Source organism: Methylomonas sp. 11b, assembly GCF_000515215.1.
GTDB lineage: Bacteria > Pseudomonadota > Gammaproteobacteria > Methylococcales > Methylomonadaceae > Methylomonas.
Map to the genome: position 1 here is coordinate 93806 of NZ_KI911557.1, position 17012 is coordinate 110817.

Genomic DNA, 17012 nt, shown 5'->3' on the forward strand with positions numbered 1-17012 from the left:
ACAGGTGAAAAATGCTAATTGGTTATATGCGGGTTTCAAAAGCCGATGGTTCCCAGGCATGCGATTTGCAACGCGATGCCCTATTAGCCGCCGGCGTCGACCCCGCTCACATTTATGAAGACCAGGCTTCTGGAAAACGGGAAGATCGACCTGGTCTTTCAGCTTGCATCAAAGCATTACGCGAAGGGGATACGCTGCTGGTCTGGAAGCTGGATCGGTTAGGTCGCGATTTGCGGCATTTGATTAATACCGTGCACGATCTAACAGGCCGAGGTGTCGGCCTTAAAGTGTTAACGGGTCAAGGCGCAGCCATCGATACCACGACCGCCGCTGGGAAATTAGTCTTCGGAATTTTTGCAGCGCTTTCCGAGTTTGAACGGGAGCTGATCTCAGAACGAACGGTAGCCGGATTGGCTTCGGCGCGTGCGCGCGGCAGAAAGGGCGGACGACCCTTTAAAATGACAGCCGCCAAACTGCGGTTGGCCATGGCGGCTATCGGGCAGCCCGAGACAGTGATCGGGAACCTATGTAAAGAATTGGGTATTGCCAGACAAACTTTATATAGACATGTTTCACCCAAGGGGGAGCTGCGACCAGACGGCGTGAAACTCTTATCTAATGGTTAGAAAATGGGTGGCGACTTCTGTCACGGGCAAAACCGGCCAAAGCGCCACCATCCCACTCTACCCCCGTAAGATATTTCTAGCCAATCGGCCCATATTATTAAAGGTATCTCAAGTCGTGCAGTCCACTTCTGACATTCGTGCAGTCGTCTTCTGACATTGACACCGGTTTCGGACAGTGCTTAAAAAATATGTACTAAAGTAGTCAAAACGAGTTTCGTACATGTGTTATGATTCGTACATCCATTTCGGACGGAATTAGCACATGTCACGCGTCTTTGCTTATTGTCGAGTCTCGACCACGGACCAGACCACCCAAAATCAAAGCCTAGAAATTCAATCTGCCGGTTTTGCCATTCAGTCGCATCGTTTGATTGAAGAAAGCATCAGTGGTTCAGTAGCGGCTAAAGAGCGCCCCGGTTTTAATAAACTGATCGAGCGATTGGAATCTGGCGATGTGTTGGTGGTGACCAAACTGGATCGCCTTGGCCGCAATGCCATGGATGTTAGATCCACGGTCGAGCATCTTTCTAGTTCCGGAGTGCGCGTTCATTGTCTGGCGTTAGGCGGGGTTGATCTAACCAGTTCTGCCGGCAAGATGACCATGCAAGTCATCGCAGCGGTTGCTGAGTTTGAGCGTGACTTGCTGATTGAGCGAACCCAAGCCGGCATTAGTCGCGCGAAGGCAGCGGGTAAACAGTTTGGCCGACCGCCGGCACTCAATGCCGAAGCGCGGGCTGACGTTGTAAAACGCTTGGCCGCTGGCGGCAACGTTTCGGAGTTGGCTCGGGAGTTCAAAACCACTCGGCAAACCATTATGCGGATTCGGGATGCGGCGATGAAATCACCGCAAAGTGACAAGTCCTTCAACCATTCTGGAGAGTAAGCGATGAATCATTTATATATGGAACGACACGATGACAAAGACAACATGCATCGTTTTTATCAGATGTTTGTGACACCAGGTTTATTTGACGATTGGTCACTGATTAAGGAGTGGGGCAGGGTAGGTTCTCCAGGTACGGTGCGGAAGGAATGGTTCACCACTGAACAAGAAGCGGAATTGGCTAGCCAAAAAATCAGCAGCAAAAAAGTTAAAAAGGGTTATCGGTTAAAATAACGCAATGGGGGATTTAAGCATTTCACTGCCGCATTCATGCAAGAAATACTCGTCATTTTCGTCCGTATAACGCCGATTTAATTCTGCCCAACGAACGGCGAAAATATCAGAGATATACTTGACGAAAATGAGGCCAATTTGGAGAGTATGCAAAACCGGTGGAGGCAGTTAAGCAACCTTTTGGATTTTTTCACCATTTGCCGCCCGGAAGCCGGGATGCCAGTTTCGAAACATTTGTTCCAATTCGACGTTGAGTACCCGTGTCAGAATCTGCAAAAGTAAATGGGCGCCCTTGGGGTGTGACACTGACTTTGAAATATTAGCTTTACGCTATAAACCCTAAAACGGAATCAAAATGGACGAACCAAAACCGCTCGATAGTCTCTTCAAAGAGAAAATCTTCCGCATACCTGATTATCAGCGGGGGTATGCTTGGCAGCGCGAGCAGCTTAAAGCATTCTGGGAGGACTTGCTGAATCTTTCAAGTAACCGTTCGCATTACACAGGGGTTCTTACCTTGAAGGAGATTCCTGCGCGCAATATTGCCGATAGCGATAAAGAATTTTGGTTAGTAGATGACCACTCCTATCGCGTATATCACGTAGTAGATGGTCAGCAGCGATTGACAACATTCATTATCTTTTTGCAAGCACTGGTTGATTTTTTCAAAGCTCTCCCAGAGAACAAGGGCAAGCCAGAGGAAAACGTATATATCAGCGAAAGCCTTAGTCTTGCGGCCTTACAGAGCCGATACTTGTTCAAGATAAAGCCTACAGGTGATGAATTTCGCACCTATAAATTTGGTTATACACAGGACAATCCCAGCTACAACTATTTGCGGTTTCAAATTCTTGGCGAAGACGGGGGAGGTTTCGTGCAGGAGACCTTTTATACGCTCAATCTGAGTAATGCGAAAACCTATTTTACAGAGCAGCTCCGCGAATTGCATAGGGAGGAAGGTATCACAGGGCTTCAGGAAATTTATAAAAAGCTTACTAAGCGCTTTCTCTTCAACGAATATGTCATAAAAGATGACTTCGATGTTTTTGTTGCTTTCGAGACCATGAACAACCGTGGCAAGAAGCTATCTGATCTGGAGCTGCTTAAAAATCGCCTGATCTACCTAACTACTCTTTATACCGACGATGAACTTGATGCAGCATCGCGTAAAAACCTGCGTGATACTATCAACGATGCGTGGAAAGAGGTGTATCACCAACTCGGCAGAAACAAATCGCGCCCCCTTAACGATGACGATTTTTTGCGCGCTCACTGGACAATGTATTTCAAATATTCGCGGCAAACTGGTCGCGACTACATCCGTTTCCTGCTTGATGAACAGTTTACGCCGCAGAATGTTCATAAAAAGATCGAAAGAGAAGTTGTATTGGAAATTGCAGAAGAGCAGCGGTATGTGACTGATATTCTGGATTTTGACGATGCAGATATAGATGTTGCCGAAGAAGTAAAAGTCATTTCCTCTGCTCAGCTTCAGCCCATAGAAATCAGAGATTTCGTTAACAGCCTGAAAGAGTCTGCCGTCCATTGGTTCAATTCCTTTTACCCTGACTTAGCGGAGGGCATATCGGAGAATGAGCGCCTATGGATAGACCGGTTAAACCGTGTTGGTATGGTGTATTTTAGGCCATTGATAATGGCCATACTGAAAAATGAACCAAGCGAAGCAGACAGAATCCGAATCTTCCAGAGAATCGAACGTTTTATTTTCATTGCTTTTCGCACAACCAGTGCTCGGGCTAATTACCGAAGCAGTGAGTTTTACAACGCCGCTAGAGCATTGGATCGTAAGGAGACAACCCTTGATGAAATTTCCAAAAAATTGGATGACGGACTTTCCTACACTTTCAACGATGATGGAACGCTTCGGGATATTGAGTTTTACAATATTCTGCGCAAGAAATTTGAAAACGGCTCTGGCTATTACGGTTGGTCTGGGTTGCGCTATTTTCTATACGAATACGAGATCAGCTTACTCTCTGAAAGCAGGCATAAGAAAATTGATTGGAGTGATTTACTGAAAACAGAGAATGACAAAATATCTATTGAGCATATCTACCCACAGACAGAGACGGACGAATGGGCAAATGCGTTTATTGGAGTCGACATAGAAAAAAAACGGTATTACAACGCAACACTCGGTAATTTGCTTTTGCTTTCTGCATCAATTAATTCGTCGCTCCAAAACGATATCTTCGTTGAAAAAAAGAAAGCCAAATATAATGCGGCGAAAGAAAAAGTTCGTAATGGATATTCGGATGGATCGCATTCTGAGATAGAAGTTTCTCAACAAGATATATGGGGGCCAGAACAAATCAATGACAGGGGAATCAAGTTACTCTCATTTATGGAGAAACGATGGGACTTCAAGTTTAAGGATAATGCGCAGAAAAATAATATTCTTTTCTTGAATTTTGGGGAACAGAGCGAAGAAATACATCAACAAGTAAATAACTAAGCGCTATGGGAAGCCGAATATTGAGGCAAGCATGAACACCTTTTCAACTGCGACGCCAACCGAACTATCCCGAACGTTTTCATCTGCGCAGAACCGGCAGGACGACGGCGATGACTGGAGCGCCTACCTTGGCTTAACCAAGGGTAAACTCACTTGGAAAGACCTGCATAATAAGCCCCTTTCTGTGATTGTCGGTGAAGCGGGTATCGGAAAGACGGTTGAGTTCGAACTTGAGGCTCAAAGGCTACGAAGTGCTGGCAATACGGCGTTCTTCGTCGCTTTGAACCTGCTGGTAGATTTGGAATCCTGGGAACGTGCTCTGGCGGAGTCCTTCGATGAATACGAGCATTGGAAGGTGTCTACAGGGACTGCGTACTTCCTACTTGATGCCGTGGATGAAGCGCGTCTCACAGGTCAGACTGCCTTTGAGCAAGCACTATCTGTGGTGTCGTGGGCCTTGCGCGGGAATATGTCCAGAGTACACTTCGTTATCTCATCGCGTCCGACAGACTGGTCAATCGAAAGTGTCAGGGTAGCTGTTAATAAGTACCTAGGAAGGCCAATAGCAGCCGCGCTTTCTGCGTTGGAGGAGACGCAGACATCTGAAATTGGCTCGGGAGGCACAACGCTCGACGTCATTCGGCTGCCGACTATGGAAGTCATTGAGCCGCTCGTCGTCTCCATTGATCCTCTCTCCATTTCGGAAGCGAAGAGACTTGCCGAAGCCTTTGGTGTGCTCGATGCCAAGGCATTCTGGGATACGGTCTCTGATGGCGGCTATGCATTTATGGCCACCCGCCCCCTTGATCTGGGGTGGATGGTTCGCCTGTGGAATGAAAAGCGCAGCTTGGGAACCTACCGAGAGCTTATTGAATTCAACATCGAGAACCGATTGACCGAGATGAACCCGAGCTACCGCGCTGCGGGAGCCGTGCTATCTCAGGACCAACTACGTAGGGGAGCAGAAGAGCTTGCTGCCGCTGCGGAGCTTTCAGGCCGCGCCTACATAGCAACTGAATCTGCGCCAACCGTTAGGGCCGACGAAGTTGCGCCATCATCTGTGCTTTCAGGGTGGAAGCCAAACGAGATCGCTCGCCTTCTTTCAGCAGCCGTCTTTGATGAAGCAACCTTTGGAAGGGTTCGGTTTCACCACCGGATAATACGAGCATATCTAGCAGCCTGTTGGGTGAACAGACAATTAGCTATTGGTGTTCCGTTCCATCGTATGCTCACGCTCTTTGCCTCTTCACCTTTTGGCACAGTCGTGCTCATTCCTAATCGTCGCTGGGCACTTTGTTGGCTCGCAACAATCAACGTCGCTGCCCGTGAATGGCTTACACAGTACTTTCCTGAAATGCTATTGTTCGACGGTGACCCGGAGGCATGGGATTCTCTGTCCGCCGATAGAGCCTTTATGGGTTATGTCAACCGCCTGAAGAATGGGCTCGGAACCGACTGGTACAACGACATAAGTGAGTTCCGGCGGGTTGGCAGGAGGCTGTCACCGGGTCTCGTCGCTGGCATACTGGTAACACCTGATCTGTCGACGCAGGTCACAAGTGCACTATTCCCCATAATCAAGCATGGACACCTAGCGGATTGTGCAGAGGCAGTGTTCGGCATTTATAGGAACACCGTTGCGAGCCATCGCGAGCGTCGATACGCCCTCACAGTCTTAAAGACGATAGCAACACCCGAGCAGCGCATAGCCATCAAAGATGACCTTGTTTCTGGCCTTCTCACTACCAACGAACTCATCGCGTCGGCACTGCCAGCCGCAGATTGGCAGAGTCTGAGCGTCGAGCAACTGGTTGCGATTTTCGGGGCAACTCAGTCTGAGGGAAGCTACGGAGCAAGTCCTATGTCACGCACCCTGAAGGACGACATGCTCCCGGAGACGAACGCTGTGTCGGCGGAGGCGCTGTTACGAGCTGTACTTGAGGCACTACCGAAGCCTGAACAGGGAAAGCGATTCGCACGATTCCCGGATTCGGACCAGCCCGAACGGGCTTGGCTATTGGATGTGCTGCCGGACTGCTTCGAGCGCTTGCTCACACTACTGCCACGAACACACACCAACTATCCGGAGGCCTGTATGGAGGCGGCCGAGCGCCTTGAGGCGCTAAGGGACACCGGCTTCACCAACCGCGAGGAATTCAGCCGCATCCATTCCATTGTTGCGAATCATCCAGGACTGCGCTGGCAAATTGCACTTGAGATTGCACAGTCCGAGAACATCACCCATTCGACTAGCAGACTTGTCTGGGGCATGGACTGCCTCGTGAGCTTCGCAGCCGATGACGTGCCCCAACTGATCGTGCGAGCAAATGATGGCGTCACCAACATAGACTTGCGCAACATTTGGTTCACCGTTGGAATGGATGTGATCTTCCGAGGGCTCCGGGGACGTGAGCGCACAGATGCACTGGCGTCCCTTGTCTCAGGAACAGACAACGAAGCTCGAACAACATGTATAGCCACTCAACGCACAAACTGGATAGACGGTGCAAAGCATCGTCGGGAATGGAAAAGTAAAGAAATCGCTCGAAAACGCGGGCTACAGGCCCAACATGAAGTAAACAGGTTACAACTTCTGAGCAATGTCGAGCATATCCGCGACGCAAGTCATAAAGGGCGTCTCCACTGGCTGATTAACTATTCCTACAATCAATCAGGTCGAAATAGTCTCACGCACGTTGACTATGGGTTGATTGCGAGGGATTTCGATCAGACTGTGGCGGATGCGTTAGCTGCCGGGCTCAAGGTAGAATGGGCAACAACTGAAGTTCCAAATCCAGCGGACTACAGCGATGGTACAGTTCCTTGGGACGCGCTCGCTGCGTTGGCCGGTTTGCACACGCTGCTGGATGAAGGCATGGAAATCGCATCTTTGCCCGATGTCGATGCTGGCCGGGCAGCCAAACTTGCCGTATGGGAGCTGAACGGGCCAGACTGGTTCGAACCGTTGGTTACTGCTCACCCCCCCGCAGTTTCAGAGTCACTTAAGTCATGCATTGAAAGTGAAGCGCAACTGGCGACCGATACACATGGGTTGCGTCGTTGTCTCGAGATGGCGCTTCGCTGCTCCGCTGATGTTGGTGCTGCGTTACTGGCACCATTGACGCCAATGATTACAGATGGGCGTATCAGTCACCCAAAAACATTAAAGGATGTCGTCAAGGCACTTCGTGCCGGTGGACTCATCGCCTCCGATGTTCTGACAGACCTCTGTCGTGCCAAGGTTGTCGCCTCCATTTCGCCACAAGGACTGGTTGGCGAGATACATTGGCTCCGTACCTGGCTGGAAGAAGATCCTGCGTCCGCTTGGGCCTGGTTCGAGGATTACGTCGCCAACTCGCCCACTGTAGCGGGCGAGCTAGTCAATTCTTTTGCCAGAATGGCCAACGACTGTAGATGGTTCAAACAACCAGCCAATGTTGCTGCGATAGACGTCTTGCTTCGATTACATCGCCTTCTCACTCAACATCAACCATCTCCAGACACTCAAGTTAGCGAAGAGAACCAGGGCGTGTTTGAACATGTTGTGTTAGAGCTTCGCTCAAAAATTCCGAACCTTCTTACCCAGACAAGAGGTTTGGCGGCTCATCGCGCACTTATTGAACTTGAAACAGCAGAAATCTCACCCAACACGAAGCAATGGTTGGGTGATCGAATAATGGAACATGCGGCACTGGAAGCTTTGCAGACTTCACAGATTGATCCGCGTAACCTTTACAACATCAGCTCGCCCTTCGTTACAGATCCAGAAAGCGAAGCTCAACTCTTTAAACAGGTCATAGCTCGCTTAGAAGAAATACGCAAAGGCACTGAGGAGGGGCCCTTCAGCGACCGAGGCCTTTTCAGTCCAAACATACCCGAAAAGCATTTACAGAATTGGCTTGCAGCACGTTTTCGAGAAACTCAAAATCGGCGGTTTACTGTCACTCGCGAAGAAGAGGTAGACAAAAATAAGGAGCCGGATATCCAGCTTGGCTGCCCGCAAGGGAAAGTCTGCGTCGAGATAAAGCCGTTGTCCAGAGAACATAGCTACTCAGCGAATTCACTTACCGATACATTGCGAACGCAAATCGTAAGCCAATACTTGAAGGGTTTTAACAGTGCTCATGGAGTTCTAGTGCTTTTTAGGCTCGACGACAAAGCTTGGGACATCCCTGGGGGGGAGAAGAGCAAACCGTTCTCTGCACTTGTTGAATACATGCAGGCACAAGCCACCATTATTATGGCTGAGTCATCGGGAGTGAACGCTCTAACAGTCTTCGGTATTGATTGTGTGGCTTGACAATTCTTTTGTCCGACAATGTATGGTGAAACTTGAATTGTAATGGTGTGCTGATACATACAGCTCTATATAGGCGGGGCTTATTCAATGTTAAAATTGTCGTTATGCTTTCCATCATAAATCAAAGCCCGCCTTAAAATCCGGCTGACTTAAATCACCAAAACTGGAACTTAACACAGAATGGACATCCTCCAATACGAATCAAAAATCTGGGCAACGGCTGACTTGTTACGGGGCAGCGGCATTAAAGAATCCGAGTGGCCCTCTTTTATGATGCCGTTTTTTGCCTTGGCGATGATTGAAAGCCGCCTGATCCGCATGTTTGATGAGCTTAAAGCCGATATTGGTGAAGCCGCGTTTAACGGTATCGATAAAAACGACCTTTATGACATGATCCGCGACAAAGGTCAGGGCTATAACATTTTCATTTTTGAAAAAAACCAGTCATTAACCGACATCTGCAAAAACGACAAGTCCTTCGAGATTGACTTTGATGCTTACCTTAAAGGCTTTGACGGTGAAACCAAAGACCTGCTCGGCGTAGAGGCGTCCGAGGGCGAAAAATTCCTCGACATCAAAGGTGTGGTGACCAAGCTTAAAGCCAAAAAAGTCTTATTGGGCTATACCAAATTATGGGCGGAGATCGATCTTAAGCCCTTTAACAACTCCGAAATCACCACATTAGAAGAACACATCAAGCGAAAATGGGCGGATATTTCCGCCGAAACGGCTGGGGAACAATTCACCCCCGACGACGTGATCGCGTTGATTGCCGAAATCATCGCTTCCAAGATTGAAGAATCCGACACGCTGTTAAAAATTTACGACTGTACATGCGGTGGTGGCAACATGTTGTTTGGGGTTGAAGATCGCATCAACCAAAAATTCAAACGTCTCACGCAAACCTTCGGTCAAGACTGGAATGACGCGCTTTACGCGCTGGCCAAAATTGAAAGTCGCTTTCGCCCCGATTCCAAAATAGAACACGGCAACACCCTGGTAGACGATAAATTTTATAATGAAGAATTTGATGTCGTCATCGCCAATCCGCCTTATGGCGTCAGCTGGAAAGGCTACGAAAAAGACATCACCCACGACAAAACCGGCCGTTTTAAATTCTTGCCATCAATCTCAGACGGGCAGCTGTTGTTTATGCAGCACCTTATTTCCAAGCTGGATAGCGTCGGCATGGGCGTAGTGGTACACAACGGTTCCACGCTGTTTAGCGGCGATGCCGGTTCGGCTGAAAGCAATATTCGCAAATGGATGTTGGACAGCGACATCGTTGAAGCCGTTATCCAACTGCCGACCGACGAGTTTTTTAACACCGGCATTTACACCTATTTGTGGATACTCAATAAAAACAAACAGCCGCACCACAAAGACAAAGTGATGCTGATTAACGCCAGTGACAAATTCAAACCGCTGAAAAAGAGCAAAGGCTCCAAGCGCAAAGAAGTCGATGCCGCCAGTCGCCTAGAGATCGTCGACACCCTCACCACCTATCAAGATAATGACTACGCCCGCGTGTTTGATAAAGAGTATTTCTACTTCAACAAACAAGCAATCATGCTCACCAATGTCGATGAACACGGCAACAGTTTTGCCGCGCAATTACCGGCAACCAAAACCAGCGAAAAACTGACGCCCACAAAGTTGAGCAACGGCGAGCGTGACATCACCGAGTTTACGATCACCACGTTTGACCCACAGCAATACAGCTCGCTTGCCGACTACTTTGAACAAGACATCAAACCCTATATCGCCAGCCTGGATTACAAAGAACAGCCGGTGGTCGTGACCACCAGCGAAGCGCGCTATTGGTTTGATAACGAACAAGAAACCTTGATTAAGGAAACTCAAAAATCCCTTCGCCCTGAACCTGTCGAAAGGTTATCCCTATACAGCAGCATAGGGGTTAGGCCACGCAAAGATTTAGAAGCTCGCGGAAATAAGGCAAGTTCTACCGATGGCTATTGGATGGTTAAAAAGGGCGATATCGTAGTCAATAAGCTTTTAGCATGGATGGGGTCTGTAGGCTTGTCGGACTATGATGGAGTTACGAGTCCAGCTTACGATGTTTTGAGAAAAGTTAATTCAACGTTGTTGGATGAAAGATATTTTGCTTATTTATTTAGAACAGGGAATGCCCAGCAAATATTTAAAAGGCATTCACGAGGCATAATGGATATGAGGCTCCGATTATATTTCGATAAACTCGGTGCAATTACGGTTCCCGTACCACCATATTTAACACAAGAAGCAATCGCTGCTTACCTCGACACCAAAACCGCACAGATTGACAGAAAAATTGATCTGCTCAGCCAAAAGGCGGATCAGTACGGCAAACTCAAACAATCCCTCATCAACGAAACCGTCACCCGTGGACTGGATAAAACCGTGGCGATGAAAGACAGTGAGGTTGAGTGGCTTGGCGAAGTGCCTGAACATTGGAGCGTTGAGAGGTTGAAGAATCTTGCATACATAAAAACCGGTGGGAAGGATACTGTAGATAATGTTGAAGGCGGGAGTTATCCATTTTTTGTTCGATCTCAAACTATCGAGAGAATAAATTCTTACTCATTTGATGGTGAAGCAATTCTGACAGCCGGGGATGGAGTCGGAGTAGGTAAAGTATTTCACTATGTGAATGAAAAATTTGAATACCACCAGCGTGTTTACAAAATTAGCCACTTTAGACATGTTTTAGGTAAATTCGTTTTCTATTATATGAGAGAAAACTTCTATAAAGATGCACTTCGTCTCAACGCCAAATCTACCGTTGATTCTTTAAGAATGCCAATGTTTCAGAATTTTGTTATAGCTTTTGGCAGTATTGATGAGCAACATAGAATTGTGGATTACCTCGACGAAAAAACCGCGCACATCGACCGCATCGTCGCCACCATCAACAGCCAAATCGACAAGCTCAAAGAACTACGTAAAGCCCTGATTAACGATATAGTCACGGGAAAGATTCGTGTATTTAAACCGGAGCATCGCCATGAATAACACACACCAGACTGAAATACCCGATCAACTCTGGCAACAGGCGCAAACACTGGTGCAACAGGGATGGGCTGGTAACTTGCAGGAAATCGTCACAGAAGCCCTGCGTCGTTATCTGGAGTCTCATCAACAGGTATTAACTGAAACCTTTATCCAGGATGATGTTGAATGGGGATTGCATGGCGAAGACTACCGCCGCGCGTTTAGCCGCTAAAAGCCTGAATATTACCGCGCATGGCACTTTGGGTTTGTTAATTCGTGCTGTTCGCCAACAGTTACGCACACCGTCTGAAGTAGTGGCGCTGTTAGCCGCGATTCCCCAACAAACGACATTACACATCCGGCCCAGCTTATTACACGACGTTATCGCACGAGTTAAAGCGGAATGGGCCAGTGAGCTATGAACGAACTACACCTGCAAGATAAGTTTTTAGTCCCCTTTTTTCGGGATGGCTTGGGTTATAAGGAAGTTAAAGCCAACACCGTCACCCAATCGCTGATTATTGAAGAAGATTTGCAGGCGTTTATCTCGGATACCGAGCTGAACAAAAAGCCTTATGAGCAGCTGCTGAAAAAATACGGCGGTAATAAGCAAAAGTTACTGGCGGATTTGATCGAGCTAATTCAGGAACGCTGTGGCAGTAGCCGCAACAAAGCGCTATTTATCAACGCCAACAAGTCCATTACTTTGCAGGGCATTAAGCTGCATCTGTTTTACACCAGTGACAGCGTAATCCACGACAATGCGCTGTTTGAGGAAAACATCTTCTCCTTGGTGCAGGAGCTGCATTATAAATACAGTTACCAAGGCCAGCAGGTGTTTTCATTCCGCCCGGATATTGTGTTGTTTGTGAATGGCATTTATTTGGGATACAGCGAATTAAAATCCAACTACACCAGCCAAAATGCCACCAAGAATGGCCGTGGCAAAGTCATTAAAGATTATTTTGAGGCCGTGAAAGTCTATCATCAGCAGTTTGATAGCAATGCCATGCTCAGTGATAACGAAAAGCTGGCTTATCGCAAAGATTTCCTGAAGATATTCGAAAAAGCCATTCATATCACCACCACCGATATAGGCGAAACCTTTGTAATTCGCACCCTGGCGGATTATTTTGACGAAATGTTGGCCACCTGCCGTGAAGGCAAATTTGACCGGGAAGAGATTGAGAAAAAAGCGTCTGGGGTGTTTAAGCCTTATCCATTGTTAAAGCCCGATGCCGATAAAAAAGATAAGCTGAAAGAGTTGTTTACTGCACTGTATGGCAAGTTGTTCATCGAAAAGGAGATTTTGTATTACAACTTTATCGAGCGTGATGTCTATGTGAACAAAGGCGTTAAAGAAGTCAAAAATGAAGCAGGGCACTTGATTTCACCACGCCCCAAGCAGAAATTCGGCACCGATAAAATCATGGCCAAGATTGATGAGTTTTTGGCGCATGAAAAAGAACCCGATTACTTTGAACAGCTGTTAGAAAAGCAGTTGGCCGGTGTCGGCGAAGCCAAGAAAAAAGAGCTGCTGGAAAAACGCAAAGCCTATTCCAATAATAAAAACGTGTATTCCTTATTGATGCAATACGCGGCTGGGTTTGGCAAATCCAACATCATCGGTTGGTCGGCATTGCAATTGAAAGACTTGCGACGCCCAGATAGTTACGCTAAGAGCGAATACGTTTACGACAAAATCATGATTGTGGTGGATCGTTTGCAGCTGCGAAGCCAGATAGATTCATTGATGCTGAACATGAACATCGATAATCGTATGGTCAAGGAAGCCACCAATAAAAAGACCTTTCAAGAAGCGCTGGCATCGGATACCCGCTTGGTGATCGTCAACTTGCAAAAGTTCGGTTCGGTGCGGGAAATGCTGGATGCTGAGGTGCTGCAAAAACTGGCTAACATGCGCATCGTGTTTCTGATTGATGAGATCCACCGTTCTAACAGCGGCGACCAGCATGAAGAAATGATCAGCATCTTCGATGAGCTGCAAAGCCCGTTTGATAATTCAGCTTATGCCGGCGCCCGTACCAAAAAGAATTTGATTATCGGCTTTACCGCCACCCCCGATGATCATTCTCTGGCACGGTTTGGTGAATTCAGTGGTTATGCCGAAAGCGAAAAACTTTGGCGGCCTTTTGACAGCTACACCATGAAAGAAGCGATTGAGGATGGCTTTATTCTGAACCCGTTGAAAAACATTGTGCCGGTTGCCTCTAAGATGTTGTTTGATCTACCCAGTAATCCGCTGACCGGTTTCACTGAAAAAGACTACAAAGACGCCCAGAAAAAACAAATCTATGAAAATCGTGATCGCATTGATGCCATAGCCAAGTATGTGGCCGATCTATTGGTAAAAGACGTCTATCGCCAAATACGCGGTACCGGTAAGGCGATGTTGGCGGTACATTCCATCAAAGCGGCAATTGCTTACAAAGAAGCGGTAACCAAGCACTTCAACGCCTTGGTACAACAGCCAAAATTCGCCAAATATGCCGAGGCACCCATCCATGTGGTGTATTCCAGTAATCAGGACGAACAAAGTGCCACGGGTTTGAATGGCGGGTTGACCGAAGAAAAGGTCTTGGAAAGTTTTGCGCTGAGTAAAAACGGTTTGATGATTGTGGTCGCCAAGCTGCAAACCGGCTTTGACGATAAAAGACTGCATACCTTATTTTTGGATAAAGAAATTAATGGCATCAGTGCCATTCAAACTATTTCCCGCGTTAACCGTACCGCAAAATATAAGAACGATTGCAAGATTGTCGATTTCTCCTACAACAATGTGAATGTCCAAAACATTAAAGATGCCTTTGAACATTTTTCCGATGTGGTGGTGAGTGACTTTGATCCGTTCAGCGATAAAAAGGTATTGGATGTTCTGCTCAGTGAACTGAAAAAATCGGACACCTTCGATAAGTTTTTTACGGTGTTCATGGCGATTTACAAAGATTCGGTCAAACGCGATGACCCTGAAAACTACCTGGATTTTGAAAGCAGCTTAAAGAAATACATCGATGCCAATCCCCAGAGAACCGCCGATACAAAGGCCAAAGCGGCCCAGTATTTCACCATTCTTAATCGGATTGAATATGTGATTGAACTGGATGCCAAGTACAGCGAGCCAAGCTTTTTATTCTTCTGGCGTAAATTCAATACCCTCTACAACATGATGCACCGCAGCGAAGACATTAAAGACCCGATTGAGGTGTATTTTGATAATCAGATTGGCATGGTTGAAGTCATTCCCGAAGACTCAAAAAGGAAGAAAAAGAAGCCAACCGAAGTTGCCGTAGGGACACCACCTGGCACTGGTGGGCAGTTTGATATTCTAGCTATCATCGCCGCGCGTAATGAGCAAGAGGCCAAAACTGGCACACTGATACAGGATTTTGAAGCCAAGATTTTAGATTTCTTCCAGTATGTGCGCAACGACAAAGACGGTATGCGGCTAATCGTAAAGATTAAGTCGCATGTGTCGGAAACTGAAATTTATGATGATTTCGCGAAAATATATCGCCGCTACAAGGCACTCAATCGACAGATCGTTGGAGAATACTTCTTCAAAGAAACTGAAGACTTGGTTGATAAGCTTTGTGATGATTTTGAGGGTACAGTAGTAAATGCTGGTGAATAGATGCTTCAATAAGCATTTACTCTTACTTTTCGTCTGTGGAAATATCTTATTATGTATATACGATTACTATTATGCGAAATTGGTTAAAAACTCTATTGTTCATGTCAGCATTTTCACCAGTAATGTTGACTCTTGCTTATGTTCGCTTCGACCAGCATGGCTGGCAACAAGATGTTGCAGAACTTTTAGTCATCGGCAGTATTGGTTCCATTCTCCCAATTCTAATAATCAAGATGTTGTCGCGCTCAAGTGAATCGATTGCGTTTGATGCAAAGAAAGTTGAGTCAAATGATTTTATGTTGCTGATGTTTGTTGGTAGTTACTTGATACCAATCATAGCTCGCGCTTCGGAGTTGCAATTTGACATGATAGTTATATTGACATCGATCCTTGTTCTAATATTGTGGCTAATAAGTGCAATGCCATCTCACCCCCTACTTCGGCTATTACACTTTAGATTTTATAAAGTTGAATCATCTTCCGGAGTTGTTTACGTCTTGATCTCAAAGCGGGACATAAGGGACGCTAAAAGTGTGAAGTTTGTTAAAAAAATATCAGAAAATATGCTGATGGAGATATAGTAAAAATGCTTAATTTGTTTGCGTTGACCGATGATCCTGCTAGCAGGGTAGTAAGATTTTCTTTGTCTCAGGAAGTGCAAAGCGAACTGACTCCATTCCTACAAAATCAAGAAATGCAATTTACAAACTCAATTGATCAGGAAATTGCTTTTGATGGCAAGTATAAACCGGACTCCGGTCAGGCGCTCGTCATTGCGAACTTTGATGATATAGATGGATTATCCATAGTAATAAGAAACCCACTTTCAGTAGCAGAGGTTGTCGCATCACCAGAGGTTTTTCAAATTATTAAGGCTTTATTCACTGGTTATATAGATCAATCCGGAGGGGTAACAATCCTGATTCAACACTTTGATAAAAGAAAAATCATCTCTACGAATGGACTATCTATATTTCACTCAGCAAACGTCTATAAAAAAATAGAAGGTATTGGTTTAACAATTGATTCGAAGTTAACTGCCATACTCAAGGACGGGTCTTTAAAGTTTTTTAGCTTTCATTTACTCCGCCAAATATTCGATATGAGTGAATATTACAAAGAAGCAACAGACAGCGACATTGACGATTTTGCTTCATTGCAACTTATAACAGCAGATAGCCTTCCAAATTTAATTTCAATATCAGATACTTGGGTAAGAAGAAAGTTTTCACTAATTCAGCAAAGCCAAATTCTTGAAAATGTACCTTTAAATGACATAAAAGCAGTTGCAGCTGAATTCAATATTCCACTCGCAACAACAACTGCAGATGGGATTGAAAAAATTGTGTTGCCTGGCAACAAGGCTGACCTTAAAACTTTATTACGCTTTCTGGACGAGGACTATTACAAGTCGCCACTATCTAAAACTCAATACATAACTAACTCAAAGCGGGTTGCTTAAGCTTTAAAGCCTCATTAAATCTCATGGTCATATAAATCATCCATTGGCCCGTCCTTACTACTACCGAAGCCAGGGGGGCAGGAGCTACGCCATTGGATTGCAAGAGGGCCTTAGAGCCATTACCAGACCATATCGCCTGCAACCACAATGAACGAAGCGTTTCGAATCGAACTGCAAGCCTGTGATGCATCATGTAAACACCTTGCTGGACCCTCTCATCTGGTTGAGGCCCCCGCCGCCCACCTTGTGCTATTGCAACGCAAGCCCCTGAGACGGGGTACCGAATCCAAATTTCTTTTGGCCGAATTACGCTGCCTCGAAAACGGCTTCTGTGTGAATGGCCTCACCTTCAAAAAGATCAAGTTGGCGCACATGTGCTTCTGCCTGT

At 46.4% G+C, this 17012-nt stretch carries 11 protein-coding genes; all 11 read left to right on the top strand.

Annotated elements, in window-relative coordinates; all coding sequences use genetic code 11:
* Positions 1 to 11 precede the first annotated feature (11 nt).
* Positions 12 to 626 carry a recombinase family protein gene (locus tag METH11B_RS0100480; RefSeq protein ID WP_026600268.1) on the top strand — a complete coding sequence of 205 codons (615 nt, stop codon included), beginning with the start codon at positions 12 to 14 and terminating at the stop codon, positions 624 to 626.
* A gap of 262 nt (positions 627 to 888) precedes the next feature.
* Entirely contained in the window at positions 889 to 1509 is a 621-nt protein-coding gene (locus tag METH11B_RS0100485; RefSeq protein WP_026600269.1) for a recombinase family protein, read from the top strand.
* Between the two features lie 3 nt (positions 1510 to 1512).
* Entirely contained in the window at positions 1513 to 1743 is a 231-nt protein-coding gene (locus tag METH11B_RS0100490; protein ID WP_026600270.1) for a WGR domain-containing protein, read from the top strand.
* 355 nt (positions 1744 to 2098) lie between these two features.
* Positions 2099 to 4219, top strand: a complete 2121-nt coding sequence (locus tag METH11B_RS0100495; protein WP_026600271.1) for a DUF262 domain-containing protein — start codon at positions 2099 to 2101, stop codon at positions 4217 to 4219.
* Positions 4220 to 4250: 31 nt separating this feature from the next.
* Positions 4251 to 8519: a hypothetical protein gene (locus METH11B_RS0100500; RefSeq protein WP_026600272.1), complete on the top strand. Its 4269-nt coding sequence runs from the start codon at positions 4251 to 4253 to the stop codon at positions 8517 to 8519.
* Between the two features lie 180 nt (positions 8520 to 8699).
* Entirely contained in the window at positions 8700 to 11531 is a 2832-nt protein-coding gene (locus METH11B_RS28210; protein WP_026600273.1) for an N-6 DNA methylase, read from the top strand.
* Positions 11524 to 11742, top strand: a complete 219-nt coding sequence (locus METH11B_RS0100510; RefSeq protein WP_026600274.1) for a hypothetical protein — start codon at positions 11524 to 11526, stop codon at positions 11740 to 11742. Before METH11B_RS28210 ends, METH11B_RS0100510 begins: the two co-directional genes overlap by 8 nt.
* The gene (locus tag METH11B_RS28215; protein ID WP_081733716.1) at positions 11708 to 11932 is read left to right on the top strand and encodes a hypothetical protein; all 225 of its coding nucleotides are present in this window, start codon (positions 11708 to 11710) and stop codon (positions 11930 to 11932) included. The genes METH11B_RS0100510 and METH11B_RS28215 overlap by 35 nt, the downstream gene beginning before the upstream one ends.
* A complete protein-coding gene (locus METH11B_RS0100515; RefSeq protein WP_026600275.1) occupies positions 11929 to 15162 on the top strand; it encodes a DEAD/DEAH box helicase family protein in 3234 nt (1077 codons plus the stop codon). The genes METH11B_RS28215 and METH11B_RS0100515 overlap by 4 nt, the downstream gene beginning before the upstream one ends.
* Before the next feature lie 71 nt (positions 15163 to 15233).
* Entirely contained in the window at positions 15234 to 15743 is a 510-nt protein-coding gene (locus tag METH11B_RS0100520) for a hypothetical protein (RefSeq protein WP_026600276.1), read from the top strand.
* A gap of 5 nt (positions 15744 to 15748) precedes the next feature.
* Entirely contained in the window at positions 15749 to 16624 is an 876-nt protein-coding gene (locus tag METH11B_RS28220) for a Kiwa anti-phage protein KwaB-like domain-containing protein (RefSeq protein WP_026600277.1), read from the top strand.
* The last annotated feature ends 388 nt before the right edge of the window (positions 16625 to 17012 follow it).

Excerpts from the sequence above, each read along its gene's own strand:
- METH11B_RS0100480 (WP_026600268.1), top strand. The coding sequence starts at position 12 with ATGCTAATTGGTTATATGCGGGTTTCAAAAGCCGATGGTTCCCAGGCA.
- METH11B_RS0100485 (WP_026600269.1), top strand. The coding sequence starts at position 889 with ATGTCACGCGTCTTTGCTTATTGTCGAGTCTCGACCACGGACCAGACC.
- METH11B_RS0100490 (WP_026600270.1), top strand. The coding sequence starts at position 1,513 with ATGAATCATTTATATATGGAACGACACGATGACAAAGACAACATGCAT.
- METH11B_RS0100495 (WP_026600271.1), top strand. The coding sequence starts at position 2,099 with ATGGACGAACCAAAACCGCTCGATAGTCTCTTCAAAGAGAAAATCTTC.
- METH11B_RS0100500 (WP_026600272.1), top strand. The coding sequence starts at position 4,251 with ATGAACACCTTTTCAACTGCGACGCCAACCGAACTATCCCGAACGTTT.
- METH11B_RS28210 (WP_026600273.1), top strand. The coding sequence starts at position 8,700 with ATGGACATCCTCCAATACGAATCAAAAATCTGGGCAACGGCTGACTTG.
- METH11B_RS0100510 (WP_026600274.1), top strand. The coding sequence starts at position 11,524 with ATGAATAACACACACCAGACTGAAATACCCGATCAACTCTGGCAACAG.
- METH11B_RS28215 (WP_081733716.1), top strand. The coding sequence starts at position 11,708 with ATGGCGAAGACTACCGCCGCGCGTTTAGCCGCTAAAAGCCTGAATATT.
- METH11B_RS0100515 (WP_026600275.1), top strand. The coding sequence starts at position 11,929 with ATGAACGAACTACACCTGCAAGATAAGTTTTTAGTCCCCTTTTTTCGG.
- METH11B_RS0100520 (WP_026600276.1), top strand. The coding sequence starts at position 15,234 with ATGCGAAATTGGTTAAAAACTCTATTGTTCATGTCAGCATTTTCACCA.
- METH11B_RS28220 (WP_026600277.1), top strand. The coding sequence starts at position 15,749 with ATGCTTAATTTGTTTGCGTTGACCGATGATCCTGCTAGCAGGGTAGTA.